Source organism: Kitasatospora sp. NPDC051914 (assembly GCF_040680995.1).
Classification (GTDB): domain Bacteria; phylum Actinomycetota; class Actinomycetes; order Streptomycetales; family Streptomycetaceae; genus Kitasatospora.
Window position 1 is genome coordinate 1 of sequence record NZ_JBFAXX010000053.1, and the last position, 18,523, is coordinate 18,523.

The 18,523-nt window shown below is 71.8% G+C and carries 18 protein-coding genes and 2 tRNA genes; 2 read left to right on the forward strand and 18 right to left on the reverse strand.

The features are described 5' to 3' along the window. Window positions 1-148: 148 nt before the first annotated feature. From AB0M03_RS29175 to AB0M03_RS29195, 5 genes are all read right to left on the reverse strand, one after another. Window positions 149-847, reverse strand: a complete 699-nt coding sequence (locus AB0M03_RS29175; protein ID WP_363496460.1) for a class E sortase — start codon at window positions 845-847, stop codon at window positions 149-151. A gap of 24 nt (window positions 848-871) precedes the next feature. Then, window positions 872-1,882, reverse strand: a complete 1,011-nt coding sequence (locus AB0M03_RS29180; RefSeq protein WP_363496463.1) for a class E sortase — start codon at window positions 1,880-1,882, stop codon at window positions 872-874. Between the two features lie 64 nt (window positions 1,883-1,946). Continuing rightward, a complete protein-coding gene (locus tag AB0M03_RS29185; RefSeq protein ID WP_363496466.1) occupies window positions 1,947-2,606 on the reverse strand; it encodes an aminodeoxychorismate/anthranilate synthase component II in 660 nt (219 codons plus the stop codon). A gap of 61 nt (window positions 2,607-2,667) precedes the next feature. Then, window positions 2,668-2,838: a hypothetical protein gene (locus tag AB0M03_RS29190; RefSeq protein WP_363496469.1), complete on the reverse strand. Its 171-nt coding sequence runs from the start codon at window positions 2,836-2,838 to the stop codon at window positions 2,668-2,670. A gap of 78 nt (window positions 2,839-2,916) precedes the next feature. Then, window positions 2,917-3,675, reverse strand: a complete 759-nt coding sequence (locus AB0M03_RS29195) for a DUF881 domain-containing protein (RefSeq protein WP_363496471.1) — start codon at window positions 3,673-3,675, stop codon at window positions 2,917-2,919. A gap of 164 nt (window positions 3,676-3,839) precedes the next feature. Here AB0M03_RS29195 and crgA point away from each other — a divergent pair, with 164 nt between their 5' ends. Next, window positions 3,840-4,088, forward strand: a complete 249-nt coding sequence (gene crgA / locus AB0M03_RS29200) for a cell division protein CrgA (RefSeq protein ID WP_363496472.1) — start codon at window positions 3,840-3,842, stop codon at window positions 4,086-4,088. Window positions 4,089-4,408: 320 nt separating this feature from the next. Here crgA and AB0M03_RS29205 read toward each other — a convergent pair whose 3' ends face one another. Both AB0M03_RS29205 and AB0M03_RS29210 read right to left on the reverse strand, forming a co-directional pair. Then, a complete protein-coding gene (locus AB0M03_RS29205; protein ID WP_363496474.1) occupies window positions 4,409-5,299 on the reverse strand; it encodes a rhomboid family intramembrane serine protease in 891 nt (296 codons plus the stop codon). Window positions 5,300-5,382: 83 nt separating this feature from the next. Beyond that, window positions 5,383-5,907, reverse strand: a complete 525-nt coding sequence (locus AB0M03_RS29210) for a peptidylprolyl isomerase (RefSeq protein ID WP_363496477.1) — start codon at window positions 5,905-5,907, stop codon at window positions 5,383-5,385. A gap of 154 nt (window positions 5,908-6,061) precedes the next feature. Between AB0M03_RS29210 and AB0M03_RS29215 the strand changes: the two genes are divergently transcribed. After that, complete coding sequence (locus AB0M03_RS29215) at window positions 6,062-6,946, forward strand: DUF5324 family protein (protein ID WP_363496480.1); 885 nt, start codon at window positions 6,062-6,064, stop codon at window positions 6,944-6,946. A 103-nt stretch (window positions 6,947-7,049) separates the two neighbouring features. Here AB0M03_RS29215 and AB0M03_RS29220 read toward each other — a convergent pair. From AB0M03_RS29220 to gnd, 11 genes are all read right to left on the reverse strand, one after another. Then, window positions 7,050-7,122 (reverse strand) — tRNA-Ala (locus AB0M03_RS29220). A gap of 126 nt (window positions 7,123-7,248) precedes the next feature. Continuing rightward, window positions 7,249-7,377, reverse strand: a complete 129-nt coding sequence (locus AB0M03_RS29225; protein WP_014137031.1) for a DLW-39 family protein — start codon at window positions 7,375-7,377, stop codon at window positions 7,249-7,251. Between the two features lie 41 nt (window positions 7,378-7,418). Next, a complete protein-coding gene (locus AB0M03_RS29230; protein ID WP_363496483.1) occupies window positions 7,419-7,841 on the reverse strand; it encodes a DUF6191 domain-containing protein in 423 nt (140 codons plus the stop codon). A gap of 530 nt (window positions 7,842-8,371) precedes the next feature. Then, a tRNA-Ile gene (locus tag AB0M03_RS29235) sits at window positions 8,372-8,445 on the reverse strand. A gap of 16 nt (window positions 8,446-8,461) precedes the next feature. Next, window positions 8,462-9,838, reverse strand: a complete 1,377-nt coding sequence (locus AB0M03_RS29240; RefSeq protein ID WP_363496486.1) for a cyclopropane-fatty-acyl-phospholipid synthase family protein — start codon at window positions 9,836-9,838, stop codon at window positions 8,462-8,464. A 204-nt stretch (window positions 9,839-10,042) separates the two neighbouring features. Beyond that, entirely contained in the window at window positions 10,043-10,786 is a 744-nt protein-coding gene (locus tag AB0M03_RS29245) for a DUF3566 domain-containing protein (RefSeq protein WP_363496489.1), read from the reverse strand. A gap of 142 nt (window positions 10,787-10,928) precedes the next feature. Further along, window positions 10,929-13,457 (reverse strand): DNA gyrase subunit A, encoded by a 2,529-nt coding sequence (gene gyrA / locus AB0M03_RS29250; protein WP_363496592.1) that lies wholly within the window; start codon window positions 13,455-13,457, stop codon window positions 10,929-10,931. Window positions 13,458-13,572: 115 nt separating this feature from the next. Then, window positions 13,573-15,606 (reverse strand): DNA topoisomerase (ATP-hydrolyzing) subunit B, encoded by a 2,034-nt coding sequence (gyrB, locus tag AB0M03_RS29255; RefSeq protein ID WP_363496491.1) that lies wholly within the window; start codon window positions 15,604-15,606, stop codon window positions 13,573-13,575. Between the two features lie 237 nt (window positions 15,607-15,843). Next, entirely contained in the window at window positions 15,844-16,356 is a 513-nt protein-coding gene (locus AB0M03_RS29260) for a DciA family protein (RefSeq protein WP_363496494.1), read from the reverse strand. 87 nt (window positions 16,357-16,443) lie between these two features. Then, window positions 16,444-17,577, reverse strand: a complete 1,134-nt coding sequence (gene recF / locus AB0M03_RS29265; protein ID WP_363496497.1) for a DNA replication/repair protein RecF — start codon at window positions 17,575-17,577, stop codon at window positions 16,444-16,446. Window positions 17,578-17,606: 29 nt separating this feature from the next. Next, a complete protein-coding gene (gene gnd / locus AB0M03_RS29270; protein ID WP_363496500.1) occupies window positions 17,607-18,482 on the reverse strand; it encodes a phosphogluconate dehydrogenase (NAD(+)-dependent, decarboxylating) in 876 nt (291 codons plus the stop codon). Window positions 18,483-18,523: the final 41 nt, after the last annotated feature.

Consider the following 18,523-nt stretch of genomic DNA (forward strand, 5'->3'; position numbering starts at 1 on the left):
AGCACCACGCCCCGGGCCCCCTCCACCCCCCCCACCCCCACCCGGGCTCCCCCCCCGCCGCCACACCCCCCCCCCCCCGCCCGGGGGGGCCCCCCCCCGCCCCGCCCCCTCCGGCGTTCCCGGGGCCAGGAGGAGCCCCGGGCACTGCTCAGGCGAGTTCGGGCGGCGGAGTGCGCCGGGCGTCCACCGGATCGACCCGCACCAGGCTCCCCCACACCACCAGCCGGTACAGCGAGGTGTAGACGGGCGTGCAGGTGGTCAGGGTGATGTAGCGGCCGGGGCTCCGGTACGGCGAGCCCTCGGGGACGGGGGCGATCACCCCGGTGTTCCCGGGGGAGGTCTCCGGCAGGACGCCGTCGACCCGGTAGACGTACCAGTGGTCGTCGGTCTCGACGACCACCGGGTCGCCGGGGCCGAGCCGGTCCAGGTCGTGGAACCGCGCGCCGTGCCCGTCCCGGTGGGCGGCCAGGGTGACGTTGCCCTCCGTGTCCCAGGGCATCGCCGAGCGGTACGGCGCCTCGTACAGGCCCGCCACGCCGGTGTCGAGGACCTCGGGGCCGGTGCCGGACCTGATCAGCACCTCGTTGCCGCGGCCCAGGGCGGGGACGTGCAGGAAGCCGACGGCCCCGGCACCGGCGCCCTCCACCCGGCCCCGGTCGGCCGGGGCCGCGTTCCAGCCGGCCCGCAACCGGGCGCCGGCCTGCGCCGCCGCCCGGTCCGCGATCACGTCCGTCCACCAGAGCGACCAGGCCGCGAAGAGCGCCACCACCACGCCGAGTGTGATCATCAGCTCGCCCGCGGCCCCGGCCACCGCCGCGATCCGCTTGCTGACGGCGACAGGGCTCACGGCGGGCCTCCCGGGGGTGCGGGACTAGCCGGTGAGCGCGGCGGGCTTGCCCTGGCTCCTCGGCCGTTCCTCGAGCATCTTCCCGAACACGATCAGGCGTCCGCGGGCGCTGAACTCGGGTGTACACGTGGTCAGCGTGATGTAACGACCCGGTTGGGTGAACGGCGAGCCCTTGGGCACCGGCTGAATGACCGACACATTGGTCGGCGGCGTCTCCGGGATGCCGCCCGCGACCTCGTAGGTGTAGAAGGCGGTGGAGGTCTCCACCACGATCTTGTCACCGGGCGCCAACTGGCCGATCTTCCGGAACGGCTGACCGTGCGTCGTGCGGTGCGCCGCGACCGCGAAGTTGCCTGCCTTGTCCCCCGGCATCGCGGTGCCCGTGTAGTGGCCGACCAGGCCCTTGTCGAGCACCTGCTGCTTCTGGGTGCCCTCGGCGATCGGGTACTTGAGGCCCAGTTTGGGGATGTACAGCAGCGCGAAGCCCCTGCCGGGCTCGAACTGCCCGGCAGGCGGGGCACCGGGGGTGACGGGCGCGGTCGGCTGCGGGGCGCTGTTCCACTGCTGCTCCAGCCGGTCCCCCGCGGCGCTGGCCGAGGCGTCGGCCTGCACGTTGGTCCACCACAGCTGGTAGGCGACGAAGAGCAGCATCACCAGGCCCAGCGTGATGAAGAGTTCGCCGACGGCCCGGGCGACCACGACCCGCTTCTTCTCCCGGGGCCGTACCTTGGGCGCGGCCTGGCGGCCGGAGGCCCGGCGCCTGCCGGTGCCCGGGGCGCCCAGCCCGGCGGCCGCCCGGCGGCGCTCGGCGCGGCCCTGCGGCTCGGCGACGGGCGCCGTCCCCGGGCCGGGCAGCGGGGCGGCGGGCTCGGGCACCGTCCGCAGCTGCATCGTCCGGTCGTCGAGCGGCCAGGCACCCTGCCCGGCGCCCTGTGCGGCGCTCTGCCCGGCCTCGGGAGCAGCGGTGTCTGCGGCGGCCGTGTGCGGCGCCGCGGCGGGCCAGGACGGGGCCTCGGGGGGAGCGGGCTCGTACACGCCCCACTCGTCTTCCCCCCGGCCCGGCTGCGCGCCCCCCTCCGGGCGTACGGCGGTCACCCGGTCAGCTCCGGCCGATCACCGGGGCGAGCCCGCGGGAGCGCCCGACGGCCTCCGGGAACCCGCACTCGGCGAGCCAGTTGGCGAGCATCCGGTGACCTCCCTCGGTGAGCACCGACTCCGGGTGGAACTGCACGCCCTCGACCGGCAGCTCCCGGTGGCGCAGGCCCATGATGACACCGCTCTCGGTGCGCGCGGTCACCACCAGGCCGTCCGGCACGGTGCCCGGCTCGACGGCCAGCGAGTGGTAGCGGGTGGCGGTCAGCGGCGAGGGCAGCCCCTCGAAGACGCCGCCGTCCTCGTGCTCGACCAGCGAGGTCTTGCCGTGCAGCAGCTCCGGAGCCCGGCCGACGACGGCGCCGTACGCCACGGCGATCGACTGCAGACCGAGGCACACGCCGAACACCGGCAGGCCGATCGACGCGCAGTGGTGCACCATGTCGACGCAGACGCCGGCCTCCTCCGGGGTGCCCGGACCGGGGGAGAGCAGCACCCCGTCGAAGCCCGCGTCGCCGGCGCGGCGCACGGCGTGCTCGACGGTCACCTCGTCGTTGCGCACCACCTCGCAGGTGGCACCCAGCTGGTAGAGGTACTGGACGAGGTTGAAGACGAAACTGTCGTAGTTGTCGACCACGAGGATGCGGGGCGAGCCGGCCGAGCTCATGCGGGGCTTCTCCTGGAGGGGTCCGGGTGCGGATCGGGCTGGGACGGGGAGCGGCGGGCGGTCAGCCGGCGCCGCCGTCCTCCACCGTGACGTCGCCGAAGGGCAGCAGCGGTTCGGCCCACGGGAAGACGTACTGGAACAGGACGTAGACCGCCCCGACGACGAGCAGCAGCGAGATGATCGCGCGGACCGGGGTGGGCCCCGGCAGGTGGCGCCAGATCCAGCCGTACATCGAGCTCCTCGGGTTCGGGTCGGGTCAAGCGTAGACGCCGTGCCGCCGGGGCACGCCGCCGATCGCCCTCCTCCCCCTCTAACGGCTGCCGGCCGGGCCGAGATCCACCGAGCCCTGGTAGCCGGGGACGGTGAGGTCGTTGCTCTCCTGGACCTTCCAGCCGAGGCCGTACGCGGCGACGTACTGCAGGTAGTTCTCGATGGTGGGGTCGGCGTTCAGCGCCGAGCGGAGGGCGTCCGTCTTCCCGACCGCCTTGACGACGTACGGCGGGGAGTAGACGCGGCCCTGGAGCAGCAGGGTGTTGCCGACGCAGCGCACCGCGCTGGTGGCGATCAGCCGCTGATCCATGACCTGGATGCCCTCGGCACCGCCGCGCCAGAGGGCGTTGACCACGGCCTGGATGTCCTGCTGGTGGATGACCAGGTCGTTGACGCCGGGCTCGGGCACCCCGGCGATGCGGGCGGTGGCGTTGGGCGGGGCGTCGTTGAGGGTGACGGTGAGACCGGGGCCGCGCAGCGGTTCGAGGCCGGCGCTGCGCTCCAGGCTGCCGAGCAGGGCGGTGTCGGAGGGGTTCTGGCTCTGGACGCCGGCCAGCCCGTCCACCCGGTCGTGCAGCTCGCCGATCTGCGCCTGGATCTCCTGGTTCTGGGTGCTGCGCTGCTGTATGACGTCGCTGAGCCGCAGCAGGGAGTCGTCGGTGCGCAGGTCGGTGCCCTGGGCGGTCCGGGCGCTGATGTAGAAGAGCAGTCCGGCCAGCGCAAAAACGGTGCAGGTCAGGGCACGGCCGACAATTCGGATGCGCGAGGGGCGGCGAACTGCCGGAGAAGGGGGAATCATGGAATTAGGCACCGTACCCTTATCTCCTTCAGACCCGGCGAACCACTACGCTAACGGACGCCGGTGGCATGTGCGGAGCACGTCTCACGTACGGACCGGCCCCCACAGCCGCCCCGCTCCGCTGCACACCGCGCGGTCACAGCGCATCGACAGGAGAGCCACTCGTGCCGAAGTCCCGAGTCCGGAAGAAGGCCGACTACACGCCGCCGGCCACCACCGCCGTGAAGATCAGCTCCGGCCGCGGCTGGGTCGCCCCGCTGATGCTGGCGATGTTCCTGATCGGACTGGTGTGGATCGTCACCTACTACGTGACGAGCGGCGACTGGCCGATCAGCAGCTGGGGCAACTGGAACATCCTGGTCGGTTTCGGCTTCATCGCGGCGGGATTCGGCGTCTCCACGCAGTGGAAGTAGCGGCCCCGGCAGCCGCGCTCCTGCCATCGCCGCCCCGGCTCGGTCCGGGGCGGCGTTTCGCTGCCCCGCCGGCGGCCGATCGTACGTTTATCCACACGGTTATCCACACTGGGGAAAACTCGCCCCAGCCTGTGGATAACCTGCTCGTGGATTCCGTCCACACGCCCCTGCGCATTCCGCGCGACCGGCAATTCCACCAGTAAGACGCGCGTAGACGCAGTGTCCGCGGCCCGGCACCTGCACCCGCTGTGCACAACGCTGCGCGCGCTGTGGACAACCCGCCTGCACCAGGCCGTCCCCAGGCCGTCCTCAGGCCGTCCTCAGGCCGCCAGACTGGCCGTCTGCAGGGCCACCAGCAGCACCACCACGGCCAGCACGCCGGCCATCGTCAGCCCCTGGACGAGGTTCCGGTGCGCCCTCGGCGCGTACATCAGCCCGGCGCCCGTGACCGCGCCCGCGATCAGCCCGCCGACGTGCGCCCGCCAGTCGATCGCCGACACCGAGAAGGTGATCACCAGGTTGAACACCAGCAGGGCGATCACCGGCCCCAGCGGCGTCCGGGTCACCCGGAACAGCACGGCCGTCGCACCCAGCAGGCCGAAGATCGCCCCGGACGCGCCCACCGAGAAGACGTTGCCCCCGGTCACCACGTACGCGAAGGCGTTGCCCGCCAGGCCGGAGAGCAGGTAGAGCGCGAGATAGCGCGCCCGCCCCAGCACCCGCTCCAGCTGCGGCCCCAGCACCCACAGCGAGATCATGTTCATCAGCACGTGGAACGGCCCGGAGTGCACGAAGACCGCGCTCAGCAGCCGGTACCACTCCTCGGGTCCCTGCGCCACGCCGTAGCGCACCGGGACGCCGCCGAAGCTGGTCCCGCTGAGCATCGCCAGCCGGACGCCCCATTCGGGGCTCAGGTACTCGGTCACCAGGAAGACGAGCAGGTTCAGCCCGATCAGCACCTTGGTGACCAGCGCACCGTCCGCCGTCGGCAGGCCGCCGAACCGCGTCCTGGTCGGCCGCGACTCGGCAGCCCCGCCCCGCACGCACTCCGGGCACTGGAAGCCCACCGAGGCACTCACCATGCAGTCCGGGCAGATCGGCCGGCCGCAGCGCGAGCAGGCCACCCCGGTCTCCCGCTCGGGATGCCGGTAGCAGCCGGGCAGCTGCGCCGTGCCCTCGGGCGTGGGACGTACGGGCTCGTCCGGGAGCATCCGGGATTCCCTCCTCGCGCGACAGGTCCCGGCGGCCGCCCCTGCGGGGCACCACCGGGACCGTCCAGGCTACTGCGGGCGCGTCAGCCCCGGGTGATCTCCACGGACTCGATCACGACGGGCTGCAGCGGGCGGTCGTTGCGGTCGGTCGCCACGGCGGCGATCTTCTTGACGACGTCCTGGCTGGCCGCGTCGGCGACCTCGCCGAAGATGGTGTGCTTGCGGGTCAGCCAGGTGGTCGGCTCGACCGTGATGAAGAACTGCGAGCCGTTGGTGCCCGGGCCGGCGTTGGCCATCGCGAGCAGGAACGGCTTGGTGAACGCGAGGTCCGGGTGGAACTCGTCGGCGAACTTGTAACCGGGGCCACCGGTGCCGTTGCCGAGCGGGTCCCCGCCCTGGATCATGAACCCGCTGATCACCCGGTGGAAGACGGTGCCGTCGTACAGCGGCTTCGCCTCCTTCTTGCCGGTGTCCGGGTCCGCCCACTCACGGGTGCCCTCGGCGAGCTCCACGAAGTTCGCCACCGTCTTCGGGGCGTGGTTCGGGAAGAGCGCGATCACGATGTCGCCGTGGTTCGTCTTCAGGGTGGCAGTCAGTTCCTGGGCCACGGTTGCCCTCCTTCTCTCCAGTCTCGATCAACACCGGAATCATCCCACGGCCCCGCGGACGGCTCAGCCCGGCGTGCCTCTCGCCATAACGGGATGCATGATCTCGAAAGAGGTGGAAATGTGCATACCGGACGCCACCGAAGAGGAGAAGCCCGTGACCCGTCTGGACTCAGCGCGCGAAAACACCGGCTGGAGCAAGGAGGCCGCCGCCGTCTACGCCGCCACTGCCAAGGACGCCGCCCTCCACTACGCGGACGAAGCCAGGCTGCGCTTCGGCCCGGCCATCGAGGCGCTCGGGCCGAAGGCCGCGGCGGCCGGTGCACAGGCCCGCACCGGCGCCACCCAGGCGGCCCAGGCCGCCCGCATCCAGTACGCCAAGCACGTCGCACCGCAGCTGGAGCAGGCCTTCTCCGCACTGCCCCCCGGTGCGCAGCAGAGCACCCTGAAGGCCGTCCACCGCGCCCAGGAGGCCGCCCTGGCGGCCAAGATCAGTGCGGGCAAGGCCGCCGACCAGGCCAGGACGACCCTCGGCCCCAAGGTCAGCGACGCGTACACCGGCGCCAAGGCCACCGTCGTCCCGGTCGCCCACGAGGCGCAGGTGCGCGGCGCGGCGGCGCTCACCGCCCTGCACGGCCACGTCACCGCGGCCGAGATCAGCGACCTCGCGGCCAAGAACATCAAGAAGGAGAACCGCAGCGGCTGGGCGACCGGCCTCGCGGTGACCGGTGTCGTCGCGATCGGCGCGGGCGTCTTCGCCTGGCAGTGGTGGCGCAAGCAGAACAACCCCGAGTGGCTGGTCGAGCCGCCGGCCGACGCGGACGACGCCCAGGACGACACCGCCACCGGGGCCGCCGAGGCGGACACCTCCCCCGGCAGCACGATCCCGACCGCGTCCGACGCCCCGGTGAACGGCTCCGTCCCGCACGAGCAGCAGCCCGACGACGCCGCCCCCAAGCCCGGCCCGTCGTCGAGCCGGCCGGACACCGACCGGCCGGACACCGACCGGCCGAAGCCGCACGACCCGCGCAAGCCGCACTGACCGGGCGCGCTCCCCCGACGGACGACACGGACGACGGACGGCACGGGCCCGGAAACGACGATCGGCCGCCGACCTGATCCCAGGTCAGCGGCCGATCCGCGTGTGGAGCTTAGGAGATTCGAACTCCTGACATCTGCCATGCAAAGACAGCGCTCTACCAACTGAGCTAAAGCCCCAGCAACAGCACACGAAGCCGTGCGCTGCGCACTAGCGTACCCGCTCCCGAAGGAAATCTTGAGCGGGCCGCCGGTCGGTCCCGTCCCGGCGGGCCGGGACAGGGCCGACGAAGATCGTCCGGAGTCTCAGCGACCGGCCGGGACCGGGTCGGTGGCCTCGGTCCACAGGTCCTGCTCGGCGCGGTCCGCCTGGACCTGACGGTAGACAAAGAAGCCGCCGAGGGCGACCAGGGCGACCAGGAGAAGCTTCTTCACCGCGGGACCTCGTCCTTCTTGCAGATCGGATGTACGAGCACCTACGAGCGGTCGGGCCGACAGACCGCCCTGCGGCCGATGATACACACCGGTAACCCGCTTCCGAGCGGGCCGCCACCGCGTCCAACCCGGCCGTCCCCGTGCCCGGTTGGCACCGGACCCCGGACGGGCGGCACGGCCGTCCCGCGCTGCAGGTCGACGCCACCGCGCGGCGGCGCGCCGTCGCCCTCCTCGTCCCTGAGCATCAGGGTCGTGGTGCGCTGCTCCAGCTCGTGGTGCTTGCCCACGGCGAACTGCGCGTGCAGCTGCTCGAAGCCGGTTGCGGAGATCTGGCCCTCGCGGCCGGAGCCGCGCCACGGAAGCCGGCCCGCCCGGCGCGCCCGCAGGGCCAGCTGGTCCACCAGGGCCAGCACGACCAGCGCACAGACCAGCCCCGGCAGGCTCATCGCCCAGAAGATCGCCACACCGGCCTCCTTCCGTCCCGCGGGGACAAGCCTGCCCGCCACGGGACGGAAGGTCCAGGGTCAGCGGCCGGGCCCCGTCTGCGCGGCCGCTCACGGGCGGAGAGCCGCTCACCGGCCTCGGCAGAAGCATCGCGATGTCGAGTACCGCACGGCGCGGACAGAGCGCCGTGCGCCATCCGCCATTCGGGTCAGGCTGCACAACGAAGCCCGATCTGACCTGGTCGTTTGCCTGACTGTGGACAATCTTCGTCCCGCTGTCCACAAGCCCGGGGCGGCACCTGTGGACAACTGCGTCGATCGCGCGCCCGCCGACCTCGACGTGGTCGGCGACCACGCGGGTGGTGACGTGAAGCCGGGTGCCGAACTGCGCGATGCGATCAATGGACGAGAGGGGGTGATGTGGATCACTACCCACGTACTGAATTCAGTTACGTGGGTCATGGGCCATCAGGAGCCACTGTCGTAAACGACGGGCGCAACGGCCAAACAGAAGGGCCCGGATGACGAGTCATCCGGGCCCTTCTGGCAGGTGGGGCTAACAGGACTTGAACCTGTGGCCTCTTCCTTATCAGGGAAGCGCTCTAACCGTCTGAGCTATAGCCCCTTGCCGCACTGAAAGATTAGCGGACCGACGGCCGATCCCCCAAATCCGTATCCGCGGGCTCCGCCGAACGGGGCCGGTCGGAGCTGTGGCGGGCCTGTGCGAGCCATTCGTCGCGGGTGGCCGGGAGGCCGCTGGCACCGGCGTCGGTGGTGCGGACGGCGAGCACCTGGTTGACGCCGATGCGGTTCTCCTCGAAGGCCACCGCGGAGGCCGCCATGTACAGCCGCCACACCCGGGCGCGGCCGCGGCCGGCCAGCTCCGCGGCGGCGGACCAGTGCGCCTGGAGGTTGGCCACCCACTCGCGCAGGGTCAGCGCGTAGTGCTCGCGGAGCGACTCGACGTCCCGCACCTCGAAGCCGGCCTCCTCCAGCAGGCCGACGGTGCTGCCCACCGGGGCGAGCTCGCCGTCGGGGAAGACGTACCGGTCGATGAAGGGGCTGGGGACGTACGGCTCGCCGGGGCGGTCGGGGCGGCGGGAGATCTGGTGGTTGAGCAGCCGCCCGCCGGGGGCCAGCAGCCCGTACAGGCCGCGGGCGTAGGTGAGGTACTGGACGGCCCCGACGTGCTCGGCCATGCCGATGCTGGAAACGGCGTCGAAGGGCCCGTCGGAGATCTCCCGGTAGTCCTGCAGGCGGACCTCGACCCGGTCGGCCAGGCCGGCCTCGGCGACCCGGCTGCGGGCGAGGTCCACCTGCTCGGTGGAGATGGAGACGCCGACCGCGGTCACGCCGTAGTGGCGGGCCGCGTGGATCAGCAGGGAGCCCCAGCCGCAGCCGACGTCGAGCAGCCGCATCCCGGGCCGCAGGCCGAGCTTGCGGCAGATGAGGTCGAGCTTGGCCTCCTGGGCGGCCTCCAGGCTCTTCGCCCCGGGCGCCCAGTAGGCGCAGGAGTACACCATGGTCGGACCGAGGACGAGGCGGTAGAAGTCGTTCCCGACGTCGTAGTGGTGGCTGATCGCGGCGCGGTCCCGCCCGCGGCTGTGGGCGCGCCCGCGGCCGGTGCGGACCTCCTCCGGCGGGGCAGCGGGCTGCGGGCCCACAGCGCCCGCCCGCAGGGCCGTGTGCAGGGCACGGCGGCCCGCGGGGCCGAAGGCGTCGCGCAGGCCCGGGTGGTGGAGGTCGGGCCGCTCGCCGAACCGGCCGACGGCGGAGAGGACCTCGTAGAGGTCGGTGTCCGGGGCGACGTCGAGGTCCCCGGAGACGTAGGCGCGGGCGAGGCCGAGCTCGCCGGGCTGCCAGAGCAGGCGGCGCAGGGCGCGGCGGTTGCGCAGGACGATGCCGGGGGCGCCGGGCGGGCCGGCGGTGCTGCCGTCCCAGGCCGTGATGCGCACCGGGACACCGGCGCCGAGCAGTGCTTCCACCGCGTCGACGAGTTCCGTCGCGATCTCGGCCATCAGACACCTCCGAGCAGCCATACCGGACAGTCCGGGCGCCCCCGGCACCGCCACAGCCAACCGCCGCCGGGCACCGGAAGGCCGTCCGGCGCGCCGGGGCGGCCGCGGCTGTCACCCGGATGCCAGCGGGCCCCGACAGCTGCAACAGCCGTCGGGGCCCGTCTGTTCCCGGGAGTTGACCGGGTGTCAGCGTGCGGGGTGCGCTCAGTCCTCCTCGGCGAGGGTGAGCTCGATGCCGCCGGTGAAGCCGGCGGCGGTGTTGTAGATGAACGCCGAGAGGGTGGCCAGCGCCGTCATCAGCACCACGTCGACGATGGAGATCAGGGTGGTGAAGACCATCACCCGGCCGAAGCCGATGTACTCCATCAGGTCGAAGCCGGCGGAGGAGTCCGAGCCGGTGACGTCCTTCAGGGTGCCGCCGAGCGAGTCGAAGACGCCGAGCATGTTGAGGACGATCCACAGCACCGCGGTGGCGACGATGATGATCACGCCGACGGCGAGCGACAGCAGGAAGCTGACCTTCATCACCGACCACGGGTCGGCCTTGGCGATCCGCAGGCGGGCCTTGCGGACGCGGCCGCCGGCGGCGCCGGTGCCGGCACCGGGGGCTGCGGGGCGGCGGGCCGCGGAGCCGGACTGGCCGCCCGGCACCCGGGTGCCGCGGGCCGGCGTGGGCTGGCCCTTGGCGTAGGTGGTCGGCTGGGAGTACCCGCCGGCGGACGGCGGGCTCGCCGGCGCGGGCGGGGCACCGGGCGGCGTGCCGCCGGCGCCGAAGCCGGGACCGCCGGCACCGGGCTGGCCGGCCGAGGCGACGGGGGGCATCAGCGAGGTGGATGCGGCCGGGTGCTCGGCCGGCGGCTGCGGCACGCCGCCGTAGGGCGCACCGCCCTGCGCGGCGCCCTGCGCTCCGCCGGCGGCACCTCCCGCACCGCCCGTGGCTCCACTCACCCTCGTCCTCCCGCCGTTCCCTCCCGGGCGGCCGCCGCCGCCCGGTCATCGTCTCCGTACCGGCAGCGGCCGGGCGGCCGCTGCCGGTCGGCGACCGGCGCGGCCCTCGGGGGAGGGCTGCACCGGCCGCCAGGACGTGCGGTCAGGCCTGGTCGGCCGCGCCGTCCGCCGTCGTCGTGTCCGTGGCGGCCTCGGCCTCGCCGGCCTCGTCCTCCACGGTGTCCTCGTCCTCCGCCTCCGCGTTGCGGGCCATGCCCACGACCGCGTCGCGCTTTCCGAGGTTGATCAGTTGGACGCCCATGGTGTCACGTCCGGTTTCACGGACCTCGGAAACCCTGGTGCGGATCACACCGCCCGACAGGGTGATGGCCATGATCTCGTCGCTGCCCTCGACGACCAGGGCGCCGACCAGCGAGCCCCGGCCCTCGACGATCTTCGCCGCCTTGATGCCGAAGCCACCGCGTCCCTGCACACGGTACTCGTCGACCGACGTCCGCTTGGCGTAGCCGCCGTCGGTGGCCGTGAAGACGAAGGTACCCGGCCGGATGACGTTCATCGAGAGGAGTTCGTCGTCCTCGCGGAACGCCATGCCCTTCACGCCGGAGGTGGCGCGGCTCATCGGGCGCAGCGCCTCGTCCGTCGCGGTGAAGCGGATGGACTGGGCCTTGCGGGAGATCAGCAACAGGTCGTCCTCGGCGGAGACCAGCTCGGCGCCGATGAGCTCGTCGTCCCGGCCCTCGTCGTCCTGGCGCAGGTTGATCGCGATCAGGCCGCCGGAACGGGGGGAGTCGTAGTCCTTCAGCGGGGACTTCTTGACCAGGCCGGCCCGGGTGGCGAGGACGAGGTAGGGCTTGTCCTCGTAGGTGCGCACCGCCATGACCTGGGCGATGTGCTCCTCGGGCTGGAAGGCGAGCAGGTTGGCGACGTGCTGGCCGCGGGCGTCGCGGCCGGCGTCCGGCAGCTCGTAGCCCTTGGCCCGGTAGACCCGGCCCTTGTTGGTGAAGAACAGGATCCAGTTGTGGGTCGTCGTCACGAAGAAGTGGTCGACGATGTCGTCCTGCTTGAGCTGGGCGCCGCGCACGCCCTTGCCGCCGCGTTTCTGCGAGCGGTACAGGTCGGAGCGGGTGCGCTTGACGTAGCCGCCGCGGGTGATGGTGACGACGATGTCCTCCTCGGCGATGAGGTCCTCGATGGAGAGGTCGCCGTCGGAGGGGATGAGGGTGGAGCGGCGCTCGTCGCCGTACTTCTCGACGATCGCGGTGAGCTCCTCGGAGACGATCCCGCGCTGGCGGACGGGGGAGGCGAGGATCTGGTTGTACTCGTTGATCTTCGCCTGCAGCTCGTCGTGCTCGCTGAGGATGCGGGCGCTCTCCAGGGCGGCGAGGCGGCGCAGCTGCATCTCGAGGATGGCGTTGGCCTGCAGCTCGTCGATCTGGAGCAGGCCCATCAGGCCGGTGCGGGCGGCGTCGGCGCTCTCCGAGGCCCGGATCAGCGCGATGACCGCGTCGATCTGGTCGAGGGCCTTGAGCAGGGCGCGCAGGATGTGGGCGCGCTCCTCGGCCTTGCGCAGCCGGAAGGTCGTCCGGCGGACGATGACCTCGATCTGGTGGGCCACCCAGTGCCGGATGAAGGCGTCCAGCGAGAGGGTGCGGGGCACGCCGTCGACCAGGGCGAGCATGTTGGCGCCGAAGTTGGTCTGCAGGTCGGTGTGCTTGTACAGGTTGTTGAGCACGACCTTGGCGACCGCGTCGCGCTTGAGCACGATGACCAGGCGCTGGCCGGTGCGCGAGGAGGACTCGTCGCGGACGTCGGCGATGCCGGCGATCCGGCCGTCCTTCACCAGGTCGGCGATCTTCAGCGCGAGGTTGTCCGGGTTGACCTGGTAGGGCAGCTCGGTGATGACCAGGCACTGGCGGCCCTGGATCTCCTCGACCTCGACGACCGCGCGCATGGTGATGGAGCCGCGGCCGGTGCGGTAGGCGTCCTCGATGCCCCGGCGGCCGACGATCAGCGCGCCGGTGGGGAAGTCGGGGCCCTTGATCCGCTCGATCAGGGCCTCCAGCAGCTCCTCGTTGGTGGCCTCGGGGTGCTCCAGGGACCACAGGGCGCCGGAGGCGACCTCGCGGAGGTTGTGCGGCGGGATGTTGGTGGCCATGCCGACCGCGATGCCGGTGGCACCGTTGATCAGCAGGTTGGGGATGCGGGAGGGCAGGACGCCCGGCTCCTGCGAGCGGCCGTCGTAGTTGGGCGCGAAGTCGACGGTCTCCTCGTCGATGTCGCGCATCATCTCCATGGCCAGCGGCATCATCTTGCACTCGGTGTAGCGCATCGCCGCGGCCGGGTCGTTGCCCGGGGAGCCGAAGTTGCCGTTGCCGTCGACCAGCGGCATCCTCATCGACCACGGCTGGGCGAGGCGCACCAGGGTGTCGTAGATCGACGAGTCGCCGTGCGGGTGGTAGTTGCCCATGACGTCGCCGACGACGCGGGCGCACTTGTAGTAGCCCTTCTCGGGCCGGTAGCCGCCGTCGTACATCGCGTAGAGCACGCGCCGGTGCACCGGCTTGAGGCCGTCGCGGACCTCGGGCAGGGCACGGCTGACGATGACGCTCATCGCGTAGTCGAGGTAGGAGCGCTGCATCTCCGTCTCGAGCTCGATCGGCTCGATCCGCAGGGCGCCCTGGGCCTCGGTGTTCTCCGGAGTCTCGTCGCCGTCCGGACGGTTGTCGTCGACCACTGGTGGTCAGTTTCCTTTCACGCGTGACTGGTCCGTGGAATCCCGAAGGGGATCACACGTCCAGGAAGCGGACGTCCTTGGCGTTGCGCTGGATGAAGGAGCGGCGGGCCTCGACGTCCTCGCCCATGAGGACGGAGAACAGGTCGTCGGCGCGGGCGGCGTCCTCCAGGGTCACCTGCAGCAGCAGGCGGTGGGCCGGGTCCATGGTGGTGACCCGGAGCTCCTCGGCGTTCATCTCGCCGAGACCCTTGAAGCGCTGGATGGCGTCGTCCTTGGGGAGGCGGCGGCCGGCCTCGACGCCGGCTGCGATCACGGCGTCGCGCTCGCGGTCGGAGTAGGCGTACTCGAAGTCGTCCTTGCCCCACTTGATCTTGTACAGCGGGGGCATGGCCAGGTAGACGTACCCGGCCTCCACCAGCGGCCGCATGAAGCGGAACAGCAGGGTGAGCAGCAGGGTGCGGATGTGCTGGCCGTCGACGTCGGCGTCGGCCATCAGGACGATCTTGTGATACCGCAGCTTCTCGGCGTCGTAGTCCTCCTGGATGCCGCAGCCGAAGGCCGAGATCAGCGCCTGGACCTCGGTGTTCTGCAGCACCTTGTCGATCCGCGCCTTCTCGACGTTGAGGATCTTGCCGCGGATCGGGAGGATCGCCTGGGTGCGCGGGTCGCGGCCCTGCTTGGCGGAGCCGCCGGCCGAGTCGCCCTCGACGATGAAGATCTCGCACTCCGCCGCGTCCTTGGACTGGCAGTCGGAGAGCTTGCCCGGCAGCGAGGCGGTCTCCAGCAGGCCCTTGCGGCGGGTCAGGTCGCGGGCCTTGCGGGCGGCGACGCGGGCGCTGGCGGCCTGGATGGACTTGCGGATGATGTCCGCGGCCTCGTTGGGGTTGCGGTCCAGCCAGTCGGCGAGGTGCTCGTTGACGACCTTCTGCACGAAGGTCTTGGCCTCGGTGTTGCCGAGCTTGTCCTTGGTCTGGCCCTCGAACTGCGGCTCGCCGAGCTTGACCGAGATGATCGCGGTCAGGCCCTCGCGGATGTCCTCGCCGGAGAGGTTGTCGTCCTTCTCGCGGAGCAGCTTCTTGTCGCGCGCGTAGCGGTTCACCAGACCGGTCAGCGCGGCGCGGAAGCCCTCCTCGTGGGTGCCGCCGCCGTGGGTGTGGATGGTGTTGGCGAAGGAGTACACGCCCTCGCTGTACGAGGCGTTCCACTGCATGGCGACCTCGACGGAGATCGTCCGGTCCTTGTCCTCGGCCTCGAAGTCGATGACGGACGGGTGGACCGGCTCGCCCTTGCGGGAGTTGAGGTGCGCCACGAAGTCGGCGATGCCGCCGTCGTACCGGTAGGTGACGGAGAGCGGGTTGCCCTCGTCGTCGTGGTGCTCGGGACGCTCGTCGGTCAGCGAGATGGTCAGGCCCTTGTTGAGGAACGCCATCTCCTGGAAGCGCCGCGAGAGCGTCTCGAAGGAGTAGACCGTGGTCTCGAAGATGTCCGGGTCGGCCCAGAACGTGACGCTGGTGCCGGTGCGCTCCGTGGCCTCGTGCCGGTCGAGCGGGGCGGTCGGCGCGCCCATCTTGTAGTCCTGGGTCCAGCGGTGGCCGTCCGTGTGGATCTCGACCGCGAGACGCGTCGACAGCGCGTTGACGACCGAGACGCCGACGCCGTGCAGACCGCCGGAGACGGCGTAGCCGCCGCCGCCGAACTTGCCGCCCGCGTGCAGCACCGTGAGGACGACCTCGACCGCGGGCTTCTCCTGCCCCGGCACGATGCCGACGGGAATGCCGCGCCCGTTGTCGACCACCCGGACCGCGCCGTCGGGGAGGATCGTCACGCCGATGGTGTCCGCGTGCCCGGCCAGCGCCTCGTCGACGGAGTTGTCCACGACCTCGTACACCAGGTGGTGCAGGCCGCGCTCACCGGTCGAGCCGATGTACATGCCCGGGCGCTTGCGGACGGCGTCCAGACCCTCCAACACCTGGATGGCGTTGGCGTCGTAGGACTTCCCGGTCGCCGGGTCGATGGATTCATTGGTCTGGCTGGGATTGCCGGAATCGGCCACGAAGCGCCCTCTCTGGCACAGCGCGGGCCGCATCCCCGCCCATCGTCGGGCGGGTCTGCGACCACGGCGTTTCGACTCGGTTGCTGCGAGCAACAGCGTTTGCACTTCAGTCTACCGGTACGACTGACAGAGACGGGCGTTTGGCAGCCCCTGAGGGCAGATGTGCCGCCCTGAATCCCCTCCGCACATGTCCCGATACTCGACAGGGGGGCTCAGAGCCCCTACGCGGGCCGCCAGGCGTTCCGGATTCGTTCACTCCGGGTGATCCCGTCAGCCCCAGGTGTCACCCGGTCCCCGACTGCCCGGCGCGCGCAGCCGGCCGTACCCCCGCCGCGGGGCGTCCGGACCCAGCACCTTGATCACCCGGACCGTGCCGTGCCCCAGCTCGTGGTTCAGTCTCGCCACCAACTGCCTTGCCAGGAGTCTGAGTTGGGTGGCCCATGCGGTCGAGTCGCACTGCACGGTCAGCACGGCCTCGGCCTCGTCGAACTGCTTGGGAACACAGTGCGCCGCGATGTCCGGGCCCACGATCTGCGGCCAGCGGCCCATCACCCCGCCGACCGCGGCCGGCGCCTCCCAACCCCGTTCCGTGATCAAACGATTCAGCGCAGCCCCCAGCGGCACCGGGTCGCGGCCGTCCGCACGCGCTCCGCTGCGCAGACCGTGCCGCTTCGCCTCGCGCTTCTGGCTGACCTGCTCGCCGCGCTGCCGCGCCTGCTCCTTGGCCGCCCGCAGGGCGACCCGGGCGAGATCCACCCCCGACGGCTGCGGCGTCTCGCTCATGGCGCGGCTCTCCCTCGATCCCGGCAACGGATGAGCCTTCCAGGGTACGCAACGGACCACCCGCCAGGGGCGCGGGGAACAGCGCGGTCAGGGATCGAGCCGGGCGACCGTGCCCTCGGAGACGCCGAAGCGCGCCCCTGCCAGCGCCTTCGGGACGTCCTCCGCCACCGCCGCCGTCACCAGGACCTGCTCGCCGTCGGCCACCAGCTCCGCGAGCCGGTCCCGCCGGCGGGCGTCCAGCTCCGCGAACACGTCGTCCAGGATCAGCACCGGCTCGCCGCCGTCCGCCTTCAGCAGCTCGTACGAGGCCAACCGCAGTGCCAGCGCGAACGACCAGGACTCCCCGTGGCTCGCGTACCCCTTCGCCGGCAGCGGGCCGAGCCGCAGCACCAGCTCGTCCCGGTGCGGGCCGACCAGGGTCACACCGCGCTCGATCTCCTGCTTGCGGACGGCCTGCAGTGCCGCCAGCAACTGCTCCTCGGCCTGCTCCCGGCTGGTCGGCAGCGCCCCCTCGAAGGAGCTGCGGTACTCCAGCACCGTCTCTCCCCCGCCGGGCGCCAGCTGCCGGTACGCCTCCGACACCAGCGGCTGCAGCGCCGCGACCAGCTGCAGCCGGAAGGCCGTCAGTTCGGCGCCGGCCCGCGCCAGGTGGCCGTCCCAGATCTCCAGGGTGGAGAGGTCGGCCCCCTTGCCGCCGCCCGCCCTGCGGGCCATCGCGGCCGTCTTGAGCAGGGCGTTTCGCTGCTTCAGCACCCGCTCGTAGTCCTGCCGGACACCGGCCAGGCGCGGTGCCCGCGCGGTCAGCAGCTCGTCGAGGAAGCGCCGCCGCTCCCCCGGGTCGCCCTTCACCAGGGCGAGGTCCTCCGGTGCGAACAGCACCGTCCGCAGCAGCCCCAGCACGTCCCGCGGGCGGACGTTGTCGGAGCGGTTGATCCGCGCCCGGTTGGCCTTGCCCGGGGTGATCTCCAGCTCGACCAGCGTGTTCCGCTGCTCCCGCACGATCGAGCAGCGGACGACCGCCCGCTCCGCGCCGAGCCTGATCAGCGGGGCGTCGGTGGCCACCCGGTGGCTGCCCAGCGTCGCGATGTAGCCGATCGCCTCGACCAGGTTGGTCTTGCCCTGGCCGTTGGGCCCGACGAACGCGGTGACGCCCGGGTCGAGGGGCACCTCGACCCGGGCGTAGGAACGGAAGTCGGCGAGCGACAGATGCGCGACATGCATGGTGGTGGACTGCGCCCGCCTTCCGTGGACTACTTCGACTCGACCGCGTGGCCACCGAACTGGTTGCGCAGCGCGGCGATCATCTTCATCTGCGGCGAGTCCTCCTGGCGGGAGGAGAAGCGCGCGAACAGCGAGGCGGTGATCGCCGGCAGCGGCACCGCGTGGTCGATCGCGGCCTCGACCGTCCAGCGGCCCTCGCCGGAGTCCGCGGCCCAGCCCTTGAGCTTGGCCAGGTGCTCGTCGTCGTCCAGCGCGCGGACGGCCAGGTCGAGCAGCCAGGAACGGATGACCGTGCCCTCCTGCCAGCTGCGGAACACCTCGCGGACGTCGGTGACCTCGGGCGCCGCCTCCAGCAGCTCCCAGCCCTCGGCGAAGGCCTGCATCATCGCGTACTCGATGCCGTTGTGGACCATCTTCGCGAAGTGGCCGGCGCCGACCTTGCCCGCGTGCACCGAGCCGAAGTCGCCCTCGGGCTTCAGCGCGTCGAAGACCGGCTGCACCTTCGCGACGTGCTCGGCGTCGCCGCCGTACATCAGCGCGTAGCCGTTCTCCAGACCCCACACGCCGCCGGAGACGCCGCAGTCGACGAAGCCGATGCCCTTGGCGGCCAGCAGCTCGGCGTGCTCGATGTCGTCCGTCCAGCGGGAGTTTCCGCCGTCCACCACCACGTCGCCGGGGGAGAGCAGCTCGGCGAGCTGCTCCACGGTCTCCTGCGTCGGGCCGCCGGCCGGGACCATCACCCACACCACGCGCGGGCCGTGCAGCTTGCTGATGAGCTCCTGGAGGCTGTCGACGTCCGCAAGATCCGGGTTGCGGTCGTAGCCGATGACGGTGTGGCCGGCGCGGCGGATGCGCTCGCGCATGTTGCCGCCCATCTTGCCGAGACCGATGAGGCCGAGCTCCATGACAAGTCCTTCACTGTGGTGTCGTGCCTAGACGGCGGCGC

Excerpts from the sequence above, each read along its gene's own strand:
- AB0M03_RS29185 (WP_363496466.1), bottom strand. The coding sequence starts at position 2,606 with ATGAGCTCGGCCGGCTCGCCCCGCATCCTCGTGGTCGACAACTACGAC.
- AB0M03_RS29190 (WP_363496469.1), bottom strand. The coding sequence starts at position 2,838 with ATGTACGGCTGGATCTGGCGCCACCTGCCGGGGCCCACCCCGGTCCGC.
- AB0M03_RS29195 (WP_363496471.1), bottom strand. The coding sequence starts at position 3,675 with ATGATTCCCCCTTCTCCGGCAGTTCGCCGCCCCTCGCGCATCCGAATT.
- AB0M03_RS29205 (WP_363496474.1), bottom strand. The coding sequence starts at position 5,299 with ATGCTCCCGGACGAGCCCGTACGTCCCACGCCCGAGGGCACGGCGCAG.
- AB0M03_RS29240 (WP_363496486.1), bottom strand. The coding sequence starts at position 9,838 with ATGGCCGAGATCGCGACGGAACTCGTCGACGCGGTGGAAGCACTGCTC.
- gyrB (WP_363496491.1), bottom strand. The coding sequence starts at position 15,606 with ATGCGGCCCGCGCTGTGCCAGAGAGGGCGCTTCGTGGCCGATTCCGGC.
- AB0M03_RS29260 (WP_363496494.1), bottom strand. The coding sequence starts at position 16,356 with ATGAGCGAGACGCCGCAGCCGTCGGGGGTGGATCTCGCCCGGGTCGCC.
- recF (WP_363496497.1), bottom strand. The coding sequence starts at position 17,577 with ATGCATGTCGCGCATCTGTCGCTCGCCGACTTCCGTTCCTACGCCCGG.
- gnd (WP_363496500.1), bottom strand. The coding sequence starts at position 18,482 with ATGGAGCTCGGCCTCATCGGTCTCGGCAAGATGGGCGGCAACATGCGC.